This window comes from Cupriavidus metallidurans CH34, from assembly GCF_000196015.1.
Lineage (GTDB): Bacteria > Pseudomonadota > Gammaproteobacteria > Burkholderiales > Burkholderiaceae > Cupriavidus > Cupriavidus metallidurans.
This window is the reverse complement of the sequence record NC_007973.1, coordinates 37958-59614: the sequence shown is the minus strand read 5'-3', so window position 1 is coordinate 59614 and position 21657 is coordinate 37958. Positions and strand designations below refer to the sequence as shown.

Here is a 21657-nt window from a genome sequence, read left to right as displayed (position 1 = left end):
GGGCGGGTCGGGCTGGCGGAGAAAACGTTCAAGATGGGGGAGGGCCCGGCGACGCGACTCACCACGTTGCCGGGTCCGGTTGCATTACTCGTACGAGAAGATGCTGCCGAGCTTGTCCATACGCTCCAGCGCCATGCCGGAGCCGCGTACCACGCAGGTCAGCGGGTCTTCGGCCACCAGCACCGGCAGGCCGGTTTCCTCGGCCAGCAGACGGTCCAGATCACGCAGCAGCGCGCCGCCGCCGGTCAGCATCATGCCGCGCTCGGCGATGTCGGCGCCCAGTTCCGGCGGGGTCTGTTCCAGCGCGATCTTCACGGCCGACACGATCTGGTTCAGCGGATCGGTCAGCGCTTCGAGGATTTCGTTCGACGACACCGTGAACGCGCGCGGAATGCCTTCGGACAGGTTACGGCCCTTGACTTCCATTTCGCGGACTTCCGAACCCGGGAAGGCCGAGCCGATTTCCTTCTTGATCGCTTCGGCGGTCTGCTCGCCGATCAGCATGCCGTAGTTGCGGCGGATGTAGTTGACGATCGCCTCGTCGAACTTGTCGCCGCCCACGCGCACCGAACCCTTGTAGACCATGCCGCCCAGCGAGATGATGCCCACCTCGGTGGTACCGCCGCCGATATCGACGACCATCGAGCCCGACGGCTCCGACACGGGCAAGCCCGCGCCGATCGCCGCCGACATCGGCTCCTCGATCAGGTACACCTGGCTGGCGCCGGCGCCCAGGGCCGATTCACGGATGGCGCGGCGTTCCACCTGGGTGGAACCGCACGGCACGCAGATGATGATGCGCGGGCTCGGACGCAGCAGCTTCGAGTCGTGCACCATCTTGATGAACTGCTTGAGCATCTGCTCGGTCACGGTGAAGTCGGCAATGACGCCGTCCTTCATCGGGCGGATGGCCTCGATGTTGCCCGGGACCTTGCCCAGCATCTGCTTGGCTTCCTTGCCCACCGCGGTAATCGTCTTCTTGGCGTTGGGGCCACCTTCCTGACGGATAGCCACGACCGACGGTTCGTCCAGGACGATGCCCTTGTCGCGCATGTAAATCAGGGTGTTGGCGGTGCCCAGGTCGATGGCCAGGTCGTTGGAGAAATAGCTGCGGAGAAATCCGAACATCAGGAATCCTGTCTTCTGTTGTTTCGCGGGTATGCGAAGCGGCCGGCGCCGCCTGCGGCCCGGCCACGAATCGTTTGCAAGGGTGATGGTTCACGGCTCCCCGGTGCGTGCGGCCCGCGCCAGTCATGCTGGCGCGGGCCGATGCCGCTGACACGCCGGATCGGCAGCCCACGGCGCTCCGCAACCGGCGCAGACCTGCACGCGCCGAACCGAGAGGTGCTAACAAAACGACTCTGGCAATTCTGGCAGCGCGGTGACGGACAAACGCCTTCGCCGCGCCCGGCCAGACCCACCAGGCTTCGCTTTGTTAGCACCCCTTACGGGAACCTTTGATTAGACTCTGCGCGAAAGTTCGCCGCCAGATGCGCCGGACAGGTCAAATACACCTGACGTGTGGCAGTAGCCTAATCGGAGGAACCTGATTGTTACGACTGAAAATGCGATGATTTCCCTCTGCATATCGCAGGATGGTCACCGCGCAACCCCGTGTCCAATACGCGCCGGACTTCCACGCCGTACCGGATAGTGCGTCCCCCTTTTGTATGGCGCCGACGGCTATCATGCGCCGCCAGTGTTGCACGGCTGCGACGGCCGACGCTCGGAACTGGTCCGTTCCGGGTCCCGGGGCCGTTCTGGTCGACCGCGAAAACCGTCCGGACTGTGCCGACGGCGTCACCATCGGGCATCCCTGCCCATCCGAAGTGGAGCGCGCGTTGCGGGGAATCTGCAACGCATAATCATACCTTATAATTCTCGCTGTTTCGGGGCGTTTGGCCCCGGAAAAACTTGTAACTTCGACGATCCTGGGGCGCCTCCCCGGGCGCACCAGTCCGGCACGCCCTGGCCACCCCGCCGCCGTGCCACCCGAAGCGCCCTTCCGGCCCCCAGATGGCCGGCACCCCCGAATCCGGCCAAGATACTTCCAGTCCAACGGACCGAACCCGGCGCACGCGCCGCATCACGCCATGGCTCTCGCACTCTCCGACGTCAAGCGCATCGCGCATCTGGCCCGCATCGAAACTAGCGATGCCGAGGCCGAGCAAACGCTTGCGCAACTGAACAATTTCTTCTCGCTCGTGGAGCAGATGCAGGCGGTGGACACCACCGGCATCGAGCCGCTGGCGCACCCGCTGTCCGCCGTGCGCGACATCGCCCAGCGCCTGCGCGAGGACGCCGTCACGGAATCCGACCGCCGCGCCGATTACCAGCGCCCCGCGCCAGCTACCGAAAACGGCCTCTACCTGGTGCCGAAGGTCATCGAGTGACAACGCGGTCTCCGATACCACGTTGCCCACCACCCAGACGCCATCATCGACATGCCCTTTTCAGCTGATTCCGTGACTTCCCTGCGCCAGATCGCCGATGCCCTGGCGGCGCGCTCCGTTTCCGCCGAGGAACTCGCCCGCGAGTACCTGGCCCGCATCGAGGCCGGCCGCGCCCTCAATGCGTTCGTTGCCGTCGACCCCGAACTGACCCTGGCCCAGGCCCGCGCCGCCGACGAGCGCCGCGCCCAGGGCCAGGCCACGCCGCTGACCGGCGTGCCCATCGCCCACAAGGACGTCTTCGTGACGCGCGGCTGGAAGTCCACCGCCGGCTCGAAGATGCTGGCCAACTACGAAAGCCCGTTCGACGCCACCGTGGTCGAACGCCTGGCCGCCGCCGGCATGGTCACGCTGGGCAAGACCAACATGGACGAGTTCGCGATGGGCTCGTCGAACGAGAACTCGTTCTTCGGCCCGGTGAGCAACCCGTGGGACACCAGCCGCGTGCCGGGTGGCTCCTCGGGCGGTTCCGCCGCCGCCGTGGCCGCCGGCCTTGCACCTGCGGCCACCGGCACGGACACCGGTGGCTCGATTCGCCAGCCGGCCTCGTTCTCGGGCATCACCGGCATCAAGCCGACGTATGGCCGCGTGTCGCGGTACGGCATGATTGCGTTCGCGTCGTCGCTGGACCAGGGCGGCCCGATGGCCCATTCAGCAGAGGACTGCGCGCTGCTGCTTAATGGCATGGCCGGTTTCGACCCGAAGGATTCGACCAGCCTGACCCCGGAACTGGGCGGCGTCACCGAGGACTTCACGCGCCTGCTGGGCCAGCCCCGCGCCGGCGCCACCGCCAGCCAGCCGCTGGCCGGCCTGCGCATCGGCCTGCCGCGCGAGTATTTCGGCAAAGGCCTCTCGGCCGACGTCGAACAGGCCTTGCGCGCCGCGCTGGCCGAGTATGAGAAGCTGGGCGCGACGCTGGTCGACGTGACCCTGCCGAAGACCGAACTGTCGATCCCCGTCTACTACATCATCGCGCCGGCCGAGGCATCGTCGAACCTGTCCCGCTTTGATGGCGTGCGCTACGGCCATCGCGCCGCGCAGTATGGCGACCTGCTCGACATGTACAAGAAGAGCCGCGCCGAAGGCTTCGGCCCCGAGGTCAAGCGCCGGATCATGGTGGGCACGTACGTGCTGTCGCACGGCTACTACGACGCCTACTACCTGCAGGCGCAGAAGATCCGCCGCATCATCGCCGACGACTTCCAGCGCGCGTTCACCCAGTGCGACGTGATCATGGGTCCGGTGGCGCCCACGGTGGCATGGAAGCTCGGCGAGAAGACTGCCGATCCGGTCCAGATGTACCTGGCGGACATCTTCACGCTGTCCACCAGCCTGGCGGGCCTGCCCGGCATGAGCGTGCCGTGCGGCTTTGGCGAAGGCAACATGCCTGTTGGCCTGCAGCTTATCGGCAACTATTTCGACGAAGCGCAATTGTTGCAGACGGCCCATGCGTTCCAGCAGGCCACCGACTGGCACCTGCGCCGCCCGGCCTGACAACGCCATGCAAACACGCCCCCTGCCCATCGTCAGCATGCGCGCCGCTGCGGCCATGGCCCTGCTGGCGACGCTGGCCGGCTGCATTCCGCTGCCGTTCGGCGGCCGCTCGACGCCGATCGCCGCGCGCGATATCGACCTCGTTGGCGATTGCCGCCGCACCGAGGAGGATGGCTTCCGCGAGGACGCGCAGTTGCGCGTGGCCAACAACACCGTGCAGCAGCTCCAGTGGAAGCTCTGGGTGGGCAAGCGCGGCTCGTGCAGCTTCAATCTGGCCGACTTCCGTCAGGTCAAGAAAACGCCGCATATCGAACTGCGCGCCAACGACGGCAGCGCCTGCGAGCTGATGGTCTGGCAGGACCCGCGCCGCATCACGCTGGCGCACGCGAATTGCCAGGCGCACTGCACGCCGGGCATCTATGAGCAGGCATGGCCGGTGATGTTCGAACCGGGTTCGGGCGACTGCGCCCGCACGCGCTAACACGCACGAAGCGACACCGTCCATCGACCGATCATGAGGCGCCGACCGCACCTTTCCACGCTGACCCCCACGCCGCTGGTTCCGACCATGGCGGGGCACTGGCTGCGCGCGAGCGTGGCGGCGGTGGCCATCGGCATGGCGCTCCTGCAGGCCGCGCCCGCGCAGCCTGCTGTGTCATCGGCAGTACCGTCGGCGGCGCCGGCCGCTTCCGCCAGCGCACCCATGACACCGGCAGCGGCGGCCATGGAACCAGCGGCCCAGCGGGTGCGCATTCCCGGCGATGGCGGCTCGCCGGAGCTGACCGGATACTGGTTCACACCCCGCGATGGTGGCCTGCCGCGTTCGCAGCCACTGCCCGTGGTAGTGGCACTGCACGGTTGCAATGGTCTGATCGACATGCGCGTGGCCGCGAAACGCGCGGGCACGATCGAGGAAGTCATCGATCCGGCCGGCGCGCTGCAGAGCCGCTACCGCGAGTACGCGCACTGGCTTGCCGAGCGCGGCTATGCGGTGCTGATGCCGGACAGCTACAGCGTGCGCGGCAGGGCCCAGGGCACTTGCGGCGACGCCCTCGAATCGCGTGCGATCGACGACCGGACACGCCGCAGCGACGCACTGGCCGCAATGCGATGGGTATCCCGGCAACCTGGCATCGATGCCCGCCGCATCGTGCTGCTGGGCTGGTCCAACGGTGCGCAAGCCGTGCTGGCCACGATCGACGCCAGCCGGCCCTGGCCCGGCGGCACGCCCACGGTGGACCGTGCGGTGGCGTTCTATCCGGGATGCAAGCGCGCGGTGCAACAGCACAACTTCCGGCTGCGCTCGCCGCTGCTGCTGCTGATCGGCGGCGCGGACGACTGGACGCCCGCCACGCGCTGCGCGATGCTGCAGAACGCCGTGCAGTCGCGGCAGCCGGGGGCGCGCTTCCGGCTGGAGATCTATCCGGGCGCGTACCATGGCTTCGACGGCACGAGCGAACTGCATGTGCGGCGCGATGTGATCGCAGCGCGGCGCAACGGCGGCGTCACGGTGGGCGGCGATGCCGTGGCCCGCGTGGCAGCGCTGGGACAGCTCGATTCATGGCTTGCGAGCCCGGATCCCTGATACAACCGGGACCCGGCTCGACGAGCACCGAACACAGATACAGAAAGACTCAAATCAGGCTTACGAAGGAACAACCGCCATGCAATGGGAAGTGGTGATCGGCCTGGAGACGCACACGCAGCTCTCCACGGCCTCCAAGATTTTCTCCGGCACCTCCACCGCGTTCGGAGCCGAGCCCAATACGCAGGCCTCGCCCGTGGACCTGGCGCTGCCGGGCGTGCTGCCCGTACTGAACCGCGGCGCCGTGGAGCGCGCCATCCAGTTCGGCCTGTCCATTGGCGCGACGATTGCGCCACGCAGCATCTTCGCGCGCAAGAACTACTTCTATCCTGACCTGCCGAAGGGCTACCAGATCAGCCAGTACGAGATCCCCGTCGTGCAAGGCGGCCAGATCACGATTCAGGTGGAAGGCAAGCAGGGCGTGTACGAGAAGACCGTCAACCTGACGCGCGCCCACCTTGAGGAGGACGCCGGCAAGTCGCTGCACGAGGACTTCGCGGGCATGACCGGCATCGACCTGAACCGCGCGGGCACGCCGCTGCTAGAAATCGTGACCGAGCCCGACATGCGCAGCTCGGCCGAGGCCGTGGCCTATGCCAAGGCCCTGCATTCGCTGGTGGTGTGGCTTGGCATCTGCGACGGCAACATGCAGGAAGGCAGCTTCCGCTGCGACGCCAATGTGTCCGTGCGTCCGGTGGGCCAGGAAAAATTCGGCACACGCCGCGAGATCAAGAACCTGAACTCGTTCCGCTTCCTGCAACAGGCCATCGACTACGAGGTGCAGTGGCAGATCGCCGAGATCGAGGATGGCCGCGAGATCGTGCAGGCCACCGTGCTGTTCGACCCGGACACCGGCGAGACACGCGCGATGCGCACCAAGGAAGACGCGCACGACTACCGCTACTTCCCCGATCCGGACCTGATGCCGCTGGAGATCGACGCGGCGTGGGTCGAGCGCGTGAAGAGCGAACTGCCCGAATTGCCGGCCACGATGCAGGCCCGTTTCGTGTCCCAGTACGGCCTGTCGGCGTACGACGCAAGCACCATCACGGCGACGAAGGCGCTGGCGGCGTACTACGAGGCCGTCGTGACCAACGTTGGCGCAGCCAGCGCCAAGCCGGCGGCGAACTGGGTGATGGGCGAGATCGCGTCGCAACTGAACCGCGAAGGCATCTCGATCGACGAAGCGCCCGTGCGCCCGGCGCAACTGGCTAAGCTGCTGGCACGCATTACGGACGGCACGGTGTCGAACAACACCGCCAAGAAGGACGTGTTCCCGGCGATGTGGGCTGGCGAGTCCGACGGCGACGCCGACGCGATCATCGCGGCCAAGGGCCTGAAGCAGATGTCCGACACTGGCGAGCTGGAGAAGATCATCGACGACGTGCTGGCCGCCAACGCCAAGTCAGTCGAGGAATTCCGCGCTGGCAAGGAGAAGGCGTTCAACGCACTGGTCGGCCAGGCCATGAAGGCCACCAAGGGCAAGGCTAACCCGGCGCAGGTCAATGAACTGCTGAAGAAGAAGCTGGGCTGATATCGGCGCTCCGGAAGTGAAGAAGCCGGCCATGCATCAAGCGTGGCCGGTTTTTTTGCGCCTGGCGTTCGCTATGCCGACATCACCGGCACCACGCTGACCTCCACCCCCACCGTATGCTCCCCGCCCCCCACGATCACGCCATGCAGCAGCGGCACATCGCTATAGTCGCGTGCGATGGCCAGCGTCACGTGTCGCGTGTCGGCCAGCATTGCATTGGTGGGATCGAGATCGATCCAGCCGTTCTCCGGGCACCAGACGCCGGCCCACGCATGTGAGGCATCGGCGCCCAGCAACCTCGGCTCGCCTGGCGGTGGATCGGTGCACAGGTAACCGCTGACGTAGCGTGCCGGCAGGCCAATCGAGCGCAGACAGCCGATCATCACCTGTGCGAAGTCCTGGCAGACGCCGCTGCGCAGCGCGAACGCTTCCAGCGCCGGCGTATGCACCTCCGTGATCTCGCTGTGATAGTCGAAGTCGGCGTGAATACGATGCATCAGATCGATGGCGCCAGCCGCGACCGTCACGCCAGGCGCGAAGCTAAGGAGCGCGTAGTTGCGCAGGCTGTCATGCAATGCGACGTTGGGCGACGCATACACAAACTCCGTCTCGGGATGAAAGGGCTGGCCTGCGCGATAGCGTAGCCGCTCCGCTGCGTCTTCCCAGCGCGGACTGCGGGCGATATCGAGCGCCTGCCAGCGCGGCTTCAGTGTGACGGTGCTGGTAGCCGTCAGCCACATCGTCTCGTGCGGCACGTCGAGCATGAAATGCAGCACGTTGTTGCCGAACCCGTCGGTGCGCATGTGCTGGTGGGACGGGGCGGGGTCCACCTCGATCGAATGGGCCCCGACGGTCTGCCACGCGCAGGACGGTGGCGTCACCACGGCACGCTGCTGCGCAAGCTCTACCGGCCATGCGTAGTGGTAGGTGGTGGTGTGGTGCACGCTGAGCGTGGTCGTGCCGATGTCGCTCATGGCAGTTCGGTTTCGATTGTCACGCCGGCATGACTGAAGTAGCGGCCGCCGATCTCTTCGGACAACTTTGCCATGCGCGCGCCAAGCTGATCACACAGCGCCCCGAGCGTGGTCTGACGCCCCTGCCGATTGCTCGCGCACAGCAGCGTGCGCGAAGGTAGCGCGCTGGCTGGCGGCAGCATCTCCGCCAGCGGCACACGCGTCTGCCCCGTGGCGCCGGTGGGCAGTTGCACGAGCTTGGCGCGCAAGCGATCCAGCACACCATAGATGCCGCGCGGATTGGTCGGATCGAGCACGAGCAGATCGACCAGCGCAGGTACATCGGCGCGGCCGGGAAACAGCGATCGGAACGACAACGTGCTGTCGAACAGATGCAGCAGCAGGTCCACACCACTGCGCGAGTACAGCGCGCCGCTGCGCTCGGCCACTTCCAGGAACAGCGCCAGCGTGCCGAGCCGTTCAATATGGCGGCCGATGAATACCAGCCGCCACGCCACGTCGCGCGCCATGCGGTCGCCCTGCGCGCCGCTGATCGCGCCAAGCTGCATCGACAGGTGCTCGAGCGCTGCCAGCACCTTCGAGCGATCGTAAGTGCCCTCCCCCGCCGATGGACCATCTGGGCAGGCTGCCTGCATCGCATCGCGAAAGTCATTACGCGCGGCCAAGATCGTGCGCCAGTGATCGTTCGAGAGCCGGTTGCGGATCTCGTTGGCGGCGCCGGCATGGCTGGCGAGCGTCGGGCCCAGCCCGGAGTCCGCGTCAGGGTTGGCCAGCGTGGAAACGAGGGCATGTTCGAACGCTCTCAACGATGCTCGCGGCGATGGCGTCTGCGGCGGCACCAGCCCGAACCACGTTGCCAGGTCACCGATCATCGTCAGCGTGCCGTCGTCGGTTTCGTCGTTCGATTCGATCGAACCAAGGATTTGCCGGCACAGACGCACAAGGTTCTCGGCGCGCTCGGCGTAGCGGCCCGCCCAGTACAGGTTCTCGGCCGCGCGGCTCGACACCGTCAGCTGCCGGGCAAGCGCCGATCCTGCCGTCGCGCTCATCGCCGCCAAACCGGCGCGCGCCGAGGTCAGCGGCACCGCGTGCGTCGGCTGGCTCGACAACACCCACGTGTCGGCACTGGTACCGCCGATCTGCATCGATACCGCCTCGCGATGCGGCGGGGCCAGACGCGTGAATCCGCCCGGCATCACCTGCCAGCCGCCATTGCCATCGGCAATCGCATAAACCCGCAGCATGGCCGGGCGCGAGCCAATGCGGCCGCCGCCATGGCCGTCGGGTTCCCAGCACGGCATATGCGAGAGCGGCAGCGGCGCCTGCACGGTATAGCGATCGGGCGACGCGTCGATGCGCGCGCGCCAGTCCGCCAGCGTCTGCAGCCCCTGCTCCATGCCAAGCGGCGCGTCTGCAGGCGTGCGCGGATAGGTGGGCATCACGAACGCTTCGTCAAGCAGACCCAGTGCCTCCTGCCACGCCGGCGCCTCGCCGCACCACCAGCTCGACACCGCCGGCAGGACCAGCGGTTCGCCGAGCAACGCCTGCGCCACGCCGGGCAGGAAACCGTGGATCGCGGGCGACTCGAGAAAGCCAGAGCCCGGCACGTTCGACACCATCACATTGCCCGCACGCATCGCTTCGAGCAGGCCCGGCACGCCGATCATCGAATCGCCGCGCAGTTCGAGGGGGTCGCAGAACACATCGTCGAGGCGACGCAGGATCACGTCCACGCGCTCCAGACCGCCGAACGTCTTCAGATAGACCACGTCATTGCGCACGGTCAGGTCCTTGCCTTCGACCAGGGTGATGCCGAGATAGCGCGCCAGGAACGTGTGCTCGAAGAACGTCTCGTTGTATGGCCCCGGCGATAGCAGCACGATCTGCCGCCCCGCCTGCAAGGGTCTCGGGCTGCCGGGCTCGCCCCCCAGCGGCGTCAGCGGCGTCAGCGGCGCCAGCGCGAGTGTGGAGATCAACTGGGCGAACGCCTGCGGGAGCCGCCGCACACGCATCTCGCGGAACGCCTCGGCGAACTGGCCCGAGACGATCAGGCGATTTTCGAGCGCATAGCCCATGCCGGACGGCGTCTCCGTCCGATGCGCAATCACGGTCCAGCCGCTCGCGGTATGGACGAGGTCGACTGCCACGGTCTGCAGGTAGCTGCCACCCGGCGGCCGGTATCCCTTTAGTGGCCGCATGTAGCCGGGATGCCCGTAGACGAGCCCCGGTGGCAGCAGGCCGCGCTTGAGCAGCAGCTGTGGGCCGTAGATGTCGGCCATGATCGCGTTGGCCAACGTCGCGCGCTGCGCCACGCCCGCTTCGATAGTGGCCCAGTCCTGCTCCGGCACCAGAAGCGGAAACACTTCGAGTTGCCACGCGCGCGCGCCATCGCCCTGGTCGGCACGGATGTTGTACGTGACGCCGTTCTGGCGAATCTGCCGCGCCACGGCAGACGCGTGGGCATTCAGTACGTCTGGCGGTGGATCGCCGAGTACCGAGAAGAAGCGTGCCCAGCATTCGCGCAACGCGCCATCTGGCAGGCGCAACTCGTCGAGGTGGCCATCCGGCACGGGCAGCGCCAGTTGGCCAGCCATCAGGGCAGGCGCATCGGGTCCTTCAAGAGGCAGTGACGACTGCGAGGGCAAGGGCTACGGTCTCCGGGATGCATCGGCGCAATGCGCTGCGAGTATGACAGGATCGGCGCTCGCGTCGCGCATAGCGCTCACATTGGGCCCTTCGCGGGCTGCGCCCCCTCGTCCTGCAGCGAACGCAGCTTGGCCAGCGCGCCCGGATCGCCATGCGCGGCGGCACGGGCGTACCAGAGCTTGGCCTGTTCGATATCGCGATCCACCACCCCCGGATACCCGCGCTCGTAATAGCTGGCGACGATGTACTGCGCGCCTTCGTCGCCGGCTGCGGCGGCCTTGCTGTACCAGTGGAACGCGCGACCGTAGTCGAGGGGCACGCCCCGGCCGGTGAAGTAATTGGTGGCGAGCGCCACCTGCGCCTGCACATGTCCCCCCTGCGCCGCGAGTTCATACCAGCGGTTGGCCTCGGGCAGCGACTTCGGCACCACGTCACCGCGTTCGTACAGATCGCCGAATGTGAACTGCGCGTGGGTCATCTGGTTGTCCGCCGCGCGGCGCAGCCAGACCAGCGCCTCCTGCGGCTTCGCCGGCGTGCCTTCGCCACGCAGCAACATCATCGCGTAGTCGAACTGGGCCAGCCGGTTGCCCTTCTGCGCGGCCGCTGCAAAGCCCTGGATCGCCACCTCGAAATTGCCAGCCTCGTAGGCGGCCACCGCCGCCTGGGTCTGTTCCTGTGCCGGTTGCGGTCGCTCGGTGGCCGCGTAAGCACTCAAGCCGGACAGGGCGCAGGCCAGCGCCAGTGCAACGACGGACTGGCGGATCGTAGGGGCGGCAAGTTGCGACATGGCTGGCTCCGATCCGGCTAGGCGCGTCTGGGGGTGTTTGATTCAGTGTAGTGGGCGATCCGTGGGAACTTATATGTCGATAACAGATTATCGACTCAAATTATTCTTCGTTATTATTCGTCATTCTTATAATCTGGCTCAGCCGGCGAACCGGTATCCGACGCCCACCTCTGTCAGCAGATGCGCGGGCTGGGCCGGATCGACCTCGAGCTTGTGGCGCAGGTGGCCCATATAGACCCGCAGGTAGTGGCTGCTCTCCGAGTGCGAGGGGCCCCAGACCTCGCGCAGCAGTTCCCGGTGCGTCATGACCTTGCCACGATTGGCGATCAGCACGGCCAGCAGGCGGTATTCGATCGGCGTCAGATGCACCTGATCTTCGCCGCGCGTGACGAGCCGGTTGGCCAGGTCCACGCGCACGTCGCCGAACGTGATCTGGGGCGTGCCTTGTGGATTCGCCTTGGCGTGCCGGCGCAGCAGCACGCGCACGCGCGCCACCAGTTCACCGACGCCGAACGGCTTGGTCAGGTAGTCGTCCGCGCCCGCATCGAGCGCGGCGATCTTGTCGGCTTCGCCAGTGCGTGCCGATAGCACCAGCACAGGCACCTCGGTCCAGGTGCGCATCTCGCGGATCAGTGTCATGCCATCGCCATCAGGCAGGCCAAGGTCCAGGATCACCACATCCGGCTGGCGCGTGCCGGCGTCAATCAGGCCGCGCTTGAGCGTATCGGCCTCGTGCACCGTGCAGCCCTCGGACTGCAGCGATTCACGCACGAAGCGGCGGATGTGGGGTTCGTCCTCGACCAGCAACACGGTCGGCGAATAATCAAAAGGCATGTCAGTGATGATCCGGAATGGGTTCGTCCAGCGACTCTGGCTCGATAGCCGGTGGATTGCCGCGCGGCAGCGCCAGCGTGAATCGCGAACCATGTGGGTGGGCGGCCTCCACCCAGATGCGACCACCATGGGCCTGCATGATCGCCTCGCAGACCGCCAGGCCGAGCCCGACGCCGGAGGTGGCCGATTCGCGCTCGCCACGCGTGAATTTCTCGAAGATGTAGCGCTCCTGGCCCGACTGCACGCCCGGGCCTTCGTCTTCCACTGACAGTTGCACCTCGTCGCCCACCACCGCGCCGCGGATGCGGATGGCGGTGCCTGCCGGCGTGTACTTCGCCGCGTTCTCCAGCAGGTTGCACAGCACACGCTCCATCAGCACATCGTCGCACTCCACCAGCGGCAGCTCCACAAGATTCATCACTTCCACATGGTGCCGACCGAGCACGTCGCGCATCGACGCCAGCGCCGCGCCAATCAGTTCCTCAAGCGATTGCCAGCCACGCTTGAGCGCCAGGTCGTGATGCTGCAGGCGCGCCATGTCGAGCAGGTTGACGACCATCGTGCGCATCCGTTGTGCCTGAACGCGCATTGCCTCGACTGTCTCCGCGACGCTGGCCGGCAGCGGCATCTCCGCGCGCTGCAGCGTTTCGGCCATGCCGATCAGCCCGGTCAGCGGCGTACGCAGATCATGCGACACCGCGGCCAGCAGCGAACTGCGCAGCCGTTCCGACTCGATCGACACCAGCGCGCGCTGCGCCACGTCGACGTAATGGATACGCTCGATCGCGATCGCGATCAGCGTGGCAAAGACATCGGCCTGACGACGCAACGCCGGGTCCGCCAGCGCCCGCCACGCGCGCGGCTCCACGGCCAGCACGCCGCGCGTCTGCATCGGCGCCTTCAGCGGCAGATACAGCACCGTGCTGCCGGGTAGCGTGTGCGTGCCCGTGCCGGCAGGCTGACCGTGATCGAACACCCATTGCGCCAACACCTTGTCGATGGCATCGCCTTTGCCTGTCCGCGGCTCCGGTGTCTTTTCTCCGCCGGCCATCGGCATGAGCCGTCCGTTCTCTGCGACGAGGAAAAAAGTGCCATCCGCGTCAAAGGCGGCACGCAGGAAGCGACCGCCGATCTCGACGATCTGCTGCGCCGTCAGCGCAGCGGACAACTCGCGCGCCAGCTCATAGAGCGTGCGCGCATCGGTTTCGCGCCGCACGGACACCTGAGCCTGCTCGCGTAGTCCCGCCGTAAGCTGGCCGATCACCAGACCAACCGTCAGCAGCACGAAGAACGTCAACAGGTACTGCACGTCGCTGACGGCGAACGACATTCTCGGCGGCACGAAGAAAAAGTCGAACGCCGCCACCGAAATCACCGATGCCAATGCCGCCGGTCCCCGGCCATGACGCAACGCCACGCCTACCACGGCAACCAGGAACAGCATCGCGATATTGACCAGGTCGAACCAGGGTCTGGTCAACGTCGACAGGAACGTCGCCGCCATGCACCAGACCACGGCCCAGCCATAGTTATGACGGCGCACGCGGGCCAACTCGGCTTCGGCCTCCGCATCGTGCGCCTCGGTGGATAGCCCCTCCTGGACTCGCGGACGCAGGTCCGCCCGTGTGGAGTCGGCCGCCACCCTGATCACGTCGATCTCCGGGCAACCCGCCGCCAGCGCATCGGCGAACATCTGCCGGCCGAACAGCCGGTTACCGACACCAAGCAACGGCGACAGCGCACGGGCCAGCAAGGCACGCCCCTTGTCGATCCAGTTCCCTCGCGCATACCAGTCGGCGGGGGCACGGCCAAGCAGCACCTTGGTCAGGTTGTGGCGTCGCACGTAGCCTGCCACCGCCTTGACCATGTCGTTGCCGGCGAGCGTCTCCGTGCGGGCCCCCAGTTCCTCTGCCAATTGCATGGCGGCGCGCATGCGCGCGCGGACCTCGTTGGATGGCGGCATCAACTGGGGCGTGGCGATCGTCACCACATGCCAGTCGCAATCGAGCTGGCCCGCCAGACGCTGCGCGCTGCGCACCACCTGCTCGGCATCGTCGCCGGCGCCGATGCACGCCACCAGGGCTTCCCGCGTGCGCCAGACCAGATCGATCGATTCGGCATGTCGATACGCGCGCACATCGTCGTCGACGCGATCGGCGGTCCGCCGCAACGCGAGTTCGCGCAGCGCGATCAGGTTGCCTTTGCGGAAGAAATTACGTGCGGCGTGGCGCGCCTGATCGGGCAGGTAGACCTTGCCCTCGCGCAGCCGGCGCAGCAGTTCATCGGCGGGCAGGTCCACCAGCACCACTTCGTCGGCGCCGTCGAACACCGCATCGGGCACGGTCTCCCAGACGCGCACACCGGTGATGCCACCCACGGCCTGATTGAGGCTGTCCAGGTGCTGCACATTGACCGTGGTCCAGACGTCGATGCCCGTGGCCTGTAGTTCCTGAATGTCCTGCCAGCGTTTCGGATGCCGGCTGCCCGCAGCATTCGAATGCGCGAGTTCATCCACCAGAATCAGCGCGGGGCGTCGGGCCAGCGCGCCGTCGAGATCGAACTCCGCCAGGACGCGGTCCCGATATGGAACCTCGCGCAGCGGCAGGCGCTCGAGTCCATCGAGCAGAGCCTCGGTCTCGGCGCGGCCATGTGTCTCGACCACGCCGACCACCACGTCCACGCCCTGCTCGCGCAACGCACGCGCGGCGCCCAGCATGGCAAAGGTCTTGCCAACGCCGGCCGACGCGCCAAAGTACACGCGCAGTTTGCCGCGAGCGGCACGCGCGCGCTCCGCCTGCATGCGTTGCAGCAGGGCGTCGGGGTCCGGGCGGGCGTCTGGATCGGTCATCGGCAACGGCGGTTGGTGGCGATGATTGTGCCACGCAGGCGATTGCCATGCGTACATGCGTCTGTCCCCAACTCCACACACGGGAGGGCGGGGCAAACCATCAGCGTTTCACAGGCCTTCGGCGTTCCCCCGGCTCCCGCCTGCACGGGCAGGGCAAGGGCGAGGGGAAGACGGAGGGCAAACCAGGTATCAACGGCCACCAGATCTATTTCAGCCCATCCAGCGCCAGGTTCAGCGCAAGCACATTGACCGCCGGCTCGCCAAGCACCGCCAGACCAGGGTCTTTGGTATTGGCGGCGATCAGCGCCTCGACCTTCTCCAATGACACACCGCGCAGCCGCGCCACGCGGGCCGCCTGGTACTGCGCCGCTGCCGGGCTGATATGCGGATCGAGACCGCTGCCCGAGGCCGTCACCAGATCCACCGGAACCGGCGCCTTGTTGTCCGGATCCGCTTCCCTGAGCCCGTCTATACGTGCTTTCGCGGCGTCCGTCAGCGCCGGATTGGTCGGCCCCAGGTTTGAGCCACCTGATGCCGTGGCGTTGTAAGACATCGGCGCCGTAGCCGACAGGCGGCCCCAGAAGTACTTCGGGTCCGAGAACGGCTGGCCGATCAGTTCGGAACCGACCGTCTTGCCATCCTTGACGATCAACGAGCCTGCTGCCTGATGCGGAAACACCGCGCGCGCGATGCCGGTGACAACGCCGGGATAGAGCAGGCCGGTCACCACCGACAGCACGATGAAAACAGTCAGCGCCGGACGCAGCAGCCCAGTCTGACGCGGCACCTGCGCGACGGTATTGCTTTGTGTAGTCATTTGCGATTCTCCTTGCGATGCTCAGACCCAGCCGAACATCGTCAGCAACATGTCGATCAGCTTGATCCCGACGAACGGCACCACGATGCCACCCAGGCCATAGATCAGCAGGTTGCGGCGCAGCAGCACCGCCGCGCCCAGCGGGCGGTACACCACGCCGCGCAACGCCAGCGGAATCAGCGCGACGATGATGAGCGCATTGAAGATCACGGCGGACATGATGGCCGAGCCCGGTGTCGACAGCCCCATCACGTTGAGCAGGTTGAGCTGCGGATAGGTGGTCGCGAACGCGGCCGGGATGATGGCGAAATACTTGGCCACGTCGTTGGCCACGCTGAACGTGGTCAACGACCCGCGCGTCATCAGCATCTGCTTGCCGATCTCTACGATCTCGATCAGCTTGGTTGGATTGCTGTCCAGGTCGACCATATTGCCGGCCTCGCGCGCGGCCTGCGTGCCGCTGTTCATCGCCACGGCCACATCGGCCTGCGCCAGCGCCGGTGCATCGTTGGTACCGTCGCCGGTCATCGCCACAAGACGCCCTTCGCTCTGGTACTCGCGAATCAGCGCCAGCTTGGCCTCTGGCGTGGCCTCGGCGAGGAAGTCGTCGACACCGGCCTCGGCCGCGATCGACGCAGCGGTCAACCGGTTGTCGCCGGTGATCATCACCGTGCGGATACCCATCTTGCGCAGTTCGACAAAGCGCTCGCGGATGCCGGCCTTGACGATGTCCTTGAGCTCGATCACGCCGAGCACTCGCACCGATTCCTCGGTACCCTGCGCGATGGATTCCGCCACCACCAGCGGCGTGCTGCCCGCGCGCGCCACATCATCGACGGCCTGCATCACCACATCGGGGAACTTGCCCGCGCGCTCGGTCACGTAGCGGCGCACCGCATCGGCCGCGCCCTTGCGCACGCTGCGCACGATCTGGCCATTGGCCACGTCGACACCGCTCATGCGCGTCTGCGCGGTGAACGGCACGAACACCGGCGCTGCCAGTCCCCGCTCGCCCATCTCCGGCGCGCTCACGTCTGACTGCTGGCGTGCCAGCACAACGATGCTGCGGCCTTCCGGTGTTTCATCGGCCAGCGACGACAGCCACGCGGCCTCGGCGAGCTGACGCTCGGTAACGCCGGGCGCACAGATAAAGCGCGAGGCCTGGCGATTGCCATGTGTGATCGTGCCGGTCTTGTCGAGCAGCAGCACGTCGACATCGCCCGCCGCTTCCACCGCGCGGCCCGACGTGGCGATCACATTCGCTTCCATCATGCGGCTCATGCCGGCTACGCCGATCGCCGACAGCAGGCCACCGATCGTGGTCGGAATCAGGCAGACCAGCAGCGCCACGAGCACCGTCACCGAGACCGGCACGCCGGCCTTGGTCACCAGCACCGCGTAGAGCGAATACGGCTGCAGCGTGGCTGTGGCCAGCAACAGCACCAGCGTGAGCCCCACCAGCAGGATCGTCAGCGCGAGTTCGTTCGGTGTCTTCTGGCGCTTGGCACCTTCGACCATGCTGATCATGCGGTCGATGAAGCTCTCGCCGGGGTTGGCCGTGATGCGCACGATGATCCAGTCCGACAGCACACGCGTGCCACCAGTGACCGATGAGAAGTCGCCACCCGACTCACGGATCACCGGCGCCGATTCGCCGGTGATGGCGCTTTCATCGTCCGACGCCACGCCCTCGATGACTTCGCCATCGCCAGGGATCATGTCGCCGGCCTCGACGAGCACGACATCGCCCTTGCGCAGTTCCGTGGCCGCACGCTGCTCGGTAGCCCCCTGCGCGCGCGCATCGCGATGGCCGGCGCGCACCACGCGTGCCATGGTGGTGGTCTTGAGTCCGCGCAGCGCAGCGGCCTGCTGCTTGCTGCGACCTTCAGCCAGTGCTTCGGCGAAGTTCGCAAACAGTACCGTGAACCAGAGCCATACCGTCACGGCCAGGATGAAGCCTGCCGATTCGCCACCCGGCGTCGGGTGCAGCCAGGCACGCACGCACAGGATCGACGTCAGGATGCTGCCGGCGTAGACCACGAACATCACCGGGTTGCGCAACTGATCGCGTGGATTCAGCTTGCGGAAGGCATCGATGATGGCCGGCTTCACCAGCTCGGGCGACATCATGCCGCGCGAGGGACGCGGATGGCCTGGCAGGCCGCCGCCTGTCATCACCGTGGAACCCGGTGCCGGATTGCGCGACGCCGTGCCGGCAGCGCTGGAGCGTGTCGCGGTGGATTGTTGTTGCATGTGCGATTCTCCGCAGGATTACTTGGCAGCCGCGGTCACCGCCGCGGGCTGCAGTTGCTCCGCCACCGGCCCCAGGGCCAGCGCCGGCACATAGGTCAGCGCGCCAACCAGCAGCACCGAACCCACGAGCAAAACGATGAACAGCGGGCCATGCGTCGGCATGGTGCCGGCCGTGACCGGCGTACGGCGCTTGGCGGCCAGCGAACCGGCCATCGCCAGCACCGGCACGATGATCCAGAAGCGCCCGAACCACATAGCCGCAGCCAGAAGCGTGTTGTAGAAGGGTGTGTTGGCGGAAAGGCCGGCAAACGCGCTGCCGTTGTTGTTCGACGCCGACGACAGCGCATACAGGATCTCGGAGAAACCGTGCGTGCCCGGGTTGAACACGCCGGCGCGACCCGGCTCCAGCATCACCGCGATGGCGGTACCCACGAGTACGAGCAGCGGCGTGACCAGGATCGCCACGGCGGTCATCTTCATCTCGTAGGCCTCGATCTTCTTGCCGAGGTACTCGGGCGTGCGTCCAATCATCAGGCCCGCGATAAACACGGCCAGCACGGCGTACACGAGCATTCCGTAGAGGCCCGATCCCACGCCGCCAAACACGACCTCACCCAGTTGCATCAGCAACATCGGCACCAGACCGCCAATGGCCGTGAACGAGTCGTGCATGGCGTTGACCGCGCCGCACGAAGCGGCGGTCGTGATCGTGGCGAACAGCGAAGTGGCCGATATGCCGAAGCGCACTTCCTTGCCTTCCATGTTGCCGCCTGCCTGCAGTGCGGACGCGGCATGGTCGATCGACAGAGACGACAGGGCCGCCGTGATGTGCTGCTCGGACGCCATCGCCGCCACGGCCATCACGACGAAGATCACCGTCATCGAGGCCAGCACGGCCACGCCCTGACGCCGGTCCCGCACCATCTCGCCAAACGTGAAGCACAGGGCCGCCGGGATCAGGAAGATCGCCAGCATCTCGATGAAATTGGACAGCGGCGTCGGGTTCTCATAGGGGTGCGCCGAGTTCGCGTTGAAGAAGCCGCCACCATTAGTGCCGAGCATCTTGATCGCTTCCTGCGAAGCCACGGGCCCCATCGCCAGCGTCTGCGTGGTCGTCTTCATCGCCTCTGTCACGGGCTTGCCTTGCGGGTCGAGCACGGGCTGGCCCGCCGCGTCGACCTTGGGCTGCGTGTACTCGACCGCCGTGACGAGATTCGCGTCCTTGTAGCCGTCGAAGTTCTGGATCACGCCCTGGCTGACCAGCAGCAGCGCTGTGATCACCGACAGCGGCAGCAGCACGTAGAGCGTGGTGCGCGTGATATCGACCCAGAAGTTGCCAATCGTGGCCGAGGTATGGCGCGCGAAGCCACGGATCAGAACGAAGACCACGGCAATGCCAGTGGCTGCGGAGACGAAGTTCTGGACCGTCAGCGCCAGCATCTGCGTCAGGTAGCTCATCGTCGACTCGCCGCTGTAGCCTTGCCAGTTCGTATTGGTGACAAAGCTGATGGCGGTGTTGAACGACGAATCGGGCGAGACCGCGCCAAACGCCTGCGGATTCAGTGGCAGCAAACCCTGCACGCGCTGGAGCGCGTAGACGGCGATCACGCCGATCACATTGAAGACAAGCACCGCGATGGCGTATTGCTTCCAGCCCATTTCGGCATCGGCACGCACACCGGCCACGCGATACAGCACGCGCTCGATGGGCCGCCCCCAGGCGGTCAGGCTGAAGTTGCCCTCCTCGACGGCACGGCGCATATAGCGGCCCAGGAATGGGCCCACCACGAACAGGATGGCCAGAAACAGAACCAGCAGTCCGAGAAATTGAGTGAAGTGCGGTGTCGACATCAGAATTTCTCCGGCCGGAACAGCGCAATGAGCAGGTAGATGAAGAGCGCAGCGGCCAGGCCGGCGCTAAGCAGGTCAGTCCATTCCATTACTGCCCCCTGTTGTCGGCGGCTGGCCTGGAATCGGCAGCGGCGGCTTCGCCGTTACCTCGACTGGCCGGCGGATTGGCGCCAAGCGCGGCGCACAGAGCCAGCAGCGCGCCCGTCAACGCGCCGAAGGCCAGCAATACAAGGAAGTAGATCCCGTCCATGACTTGTGCAGGCGATAACACCTGACTGAGTGATTTACGGATAGCAGGTTAGGGATCGGGGGGTAAAAACGGGGTAGAGAGGCGGGAGGGGGGTGTAAACGAAATATAAAAATGCAGAAGACCAGCAACTGCTGGCGCTGGAAGACGGTTCGGCCGATGTCTTCAGGAGGGGGATCCCCCCACTCCAGCATGCGGGAGAAGGGAGATCATGGCGACGAAACCGTCAGATCCAGCCCGCGCGGTGCAGCTTGCGCCAGAGAAAGCTGCACGCGGCCGCCGTGAAGCCGATCACCACGGGATACGCGTAGTGAAACTTCAGTTCCGGCATGAAATTGAAGTTCATGCCATAGAGCGAAAACACGACGGTGGGCACCGCCAGAATCGCACCCCACCCGGCCAGCCGCTTGACCACCTCGTTCTGTGTCACGGTGACCAGCGCCAGGTTGACCTGGACGGCCGTCGTCAGCATCTCTCGTACCACGTCGAGTGTGCGCACAACGCGGCTGCTGTGGTCCTGGATATCGCGGAAGTACGCGCGCAGATCCTTTGGCACAAGGTCTTCATGCAGGCGGATCAACTGGCTGCAGATGTCTTCGACCGGATAGACCACGTTGCGCAGGCGCAGGACCTGATGCTTGACCTTATAGAGGCGCTCGATGGCCGCGCGATCGAACTCGTCGTGGAAGATATCCTGCTCCAGCGCCTCGAAGGCTTCCTCGAGCCGGTTCACGATTGGCAGGTAGTGATCGACGATGTAGTCCATCAACGCATAGAGCACGAACCCCGTGCCATGCGCCATGCCGCGCGGGTCTTCCTCGCAGCGCTCGCGCACCGGCGTGTAGGTGGAACTGGCGCCATGCCGCACCGAAACCACGTAGTTCGGGCCGACATACAGATGCGTCTCACCCACCACCACTTCGTCGTCGACCAGGCGCGCGGTACCCAGCACCACGAACACCGAGTCACCGTAGGCCTCGATCTTGGGGCGCTGATGTGGCTCCAGCGCGTCCTCCACGGCCAGATCGTGCAGACCGAACGCCTGCTGCACCTTGCGCAGCAGCGGCAGGTCTGGCTCGTGCAGCCCCAGCCAGACGAAGGTGCCGGGCTCGGCCAGCGCTCTGGCAATGCCGTCGAACTCCACATCTCCGACCTTTCTGCCGTCGCGATAGGCCGCGCAGTTAACGATGGCTCCCATGGATGCTCCGTACTTGAGGACGTGCAATCGTAACAAGCCGAGGCATTTGATGTGAACCATCCCCGCCATCACCACTTTTTGACGTGCGGCTGGCGCGCCCGTGGTCCGCATCGGCCACCTGGGGCCGGCCGTCCGACAT

17 protein-coding genes are annotated in these 21657 nt (G+C 66.1%); 5 read left to right on the top strand and 12 right to left on the bottom strand.

Translation table 11 applies throughout. From position 1 onward, the window contains the following. Window positions 1-84: 84 nt before the first annotated feature. Window positions 85-1128, bottom strand: a complete 1044-nt coding sequence (locus RMET_RS00270) for a rod shape-determining protein (protein WP_008648066.1) — start codon at window positions 1126-1128, stop codon at window positions 85-87. A gap of 965 nt (window positions 1129-2093) precedes the next feature. Here RMET_RS00270 and gatC point away from each other — a divergent pair. The 5 genes from gatC to gatB are packed head-to-tail and all read left to right on the top strand — an operon-like array spanning window position 2094 to window position 7063. Next, complete coding sequence (gatC, locus tag RMET_RS00265; protein WP_008648047.1) at window positions 2094-2393, top strand: Asp-tRNA(Asn)/Glu-tRNA(Gln) amidotransferase subunit GatC; 300 nt, start codon at window positions 2094-2096, stop codon at window positions 2391-2393. 51 nt (window positions 2394-2444) lie between these two features. Beyond that, the gene (gene gatA / locus RMET_RS00260) at window positions 2445-3944 is read left to right on the top strand and encodes an Asp-tRNA(Asn)/Glu-tRNA(Gln) amidotransferase subunit GatA (protein ID WP_011514976.1); all 1500 of its coding nucleotides are present in this window, start codon (window positions 2445-2447) and stop codon (window positions 3942-3944) included. 7 nt (window positions 3945-3951) lie between these two features. Continuing rightward, entirely contained in the window at window positions 3952-4425 is a 474-nt protein-coding gene (locus tag RMET_RS00255; protein WP_011514975.1) for a hypothetical protein, read from the top strand. Window positions 4426-4458: 33 nt separating this feature from the next. Next, window positions 4459-5529, top strand: coding sequence for a dienelactone hydrolase family protein (locus tag RMET_RS00250; protein ID WP_011514974.1), 1071 nt, complete (start codon window positions 4459-4461; stop codon window positions 5527-5529). Between the two features lie 37 nt (window positions 5530-5566). Further along, window positions 5567-7063, top strand: a complete 1497-nt coding sequence (gene gatB / locus RMET_RS00245; protein ID WP_375199096.1) for an Asp-tRNA(Asn)/Glu-tRNA(Gln) amidotransferase subunit GatB — start codon at window positions 5567-5569, stop codon at window positions 7061-7063. A 71-nt stretch (window positions 7064-7134) separates the two neighbouring features. Here gatB and RMET_RS00240 read toward each other — a convergent pair whose 3' ends face one another. The 11 genes from RMET_RS00240 to RMET_RS00195 all read right to left on the bottom strand — a co-directional run bounded on the left by RMET_RS00240 (window position 7135) and on the right by RMET_RS00195 (window position 21518). Beyond that, window positions 7135-8037 carry a transglutaminase family protein gene (locus RMET_RS00240; protein ID WP_011514972.1) on the bottom strand — a complete coding sequence of 301 codons (903 nt, stop codon included), beginning with the start codon at window positions 8035-8037 and terminating at the stop codon, window positions 7135-7137. Beyond that, the gene (locus RMET_RS00235) at window positions 8034-10682 is read right to left on the bottom strand and encodes a circularly permuted type 2 ATP-grasp protein (RefSeq protein ID WP_011514971.1); all 2649 of its coding nucleotides are present in this window, start codon (window positions 10680-10682) and stop codon (window positions 8034-8036) included. The genes RMET_RS00240 and RMET_RS00235 overlap by 4 nt, the downstream gene beginning before the upstream one ends. 77 nt (window positions 10683-10759) lie before the next feature. Continuing rightward, entirely contained in the window at window positions 10760-11470 is a 711-nt protein-coding gene (locus tag RMET_RS00230) for a tetratricopeptide repeat protein (RefSeq protein WP_011514970.1), read from the bottom strand. Window positions 11471-11608: 138 nt separating this feature from the next. Continuing rightward, window positions 11609-12304 (bottom strand): two-component system response regulator KdpE, encoded by a 696-nt coding sequence (gene kdpE / locus RMET_RS00225; RefSeq protein WP_011514969.1) that lies wholly within the window; start codon window positions 12302-12304, stop codon window positions 11609-11611. A 1-nt stretch (window position 12305) separates the two neighbouring features. Continuing rightward, window positions 12306-15209 carry a sensor histidine kinase gene (locus RMET_RS00220; protein ID WP_011514968.1) on the bottom strand — a complete coding sequence of 968 codons (2904 nt, stop codon included), beginning with the start codon at window positions 15207-15209 and terminating at the stop codon, window positions 12306-12308. A gap of 148 nt (window positions 15210-15357) precedes the next feature. Next, window positions 15358-15969 (bottom strand): potassium-transporting ATPase subunit KdpC, encoded by a 612-nt coding sequence (gene kdpC, locus RMET_RS00215; protein WP_011514967.1) that lies wholly within the window; start codon window positions 15967-15969, stop codon window positions 15358-15360. A 21-nt stretch (window positions 15970-15990) separates the two neighbouring features. Further along, complete coding sequence (gene kdpB / locus RMET_RS00210) at window positions 15991-18222, bottom strand: potassium-transporting ATPase subunit KdpB (RefSeq protein WP_011514966.1); 2232 nt, start codon at window positions 18220-18222, stop codon at window positions 15991-15993. 18 nt (window positions 18223-18240) lie between these two features. Continuing rightward, entirely contained in the window at window positions 18241-20073 is a 1833-nt protein-coding gene (kdpA, locus tag RMET_RS00205; RefSeq protein ID WP_011514965.1) for a potassium-transporting ATPase subunit KdpA, read from the bottom strand. Then, a complete protein-coding gene (kdpF, locus tag RMET_RS00200) occupies window positions 20073-20162 on the bottom strand; it encodes a K(+)-transporting ATPase subunit F (protein WP_008651796.1) in 90 nt (29 codons plus the stop codon). Before kdpF ends, kdpA begins: the two co-directional genes overlap by 1 nt. Then, a complete protein-coding gene (locus RMET_RS33910) occupies window positions 20162-20323 on the bottom strand; it encodes a hypothetical protein (RefSeq protein WP_008651794.1) in 162 nt (53 codons plus the stop codon). Before RMET_RS33910 ends, kdpF begins: the two co-directional genes overlap by 1 nt. 223 nt (window positions 20324-20546) lie before the next feature. After that, a complete protein-coding gene (locus RMET_RS00195) occupies window positions 20547-21518 on the bottom strand; it encodes a magnesium and cobalt transport protein CorA (RefSeq protein WP_029306794.1) in 972 nt (323 codons plus the stop codon). Window positions 21519-21657 lie beyond the last annotated feature (139 nt).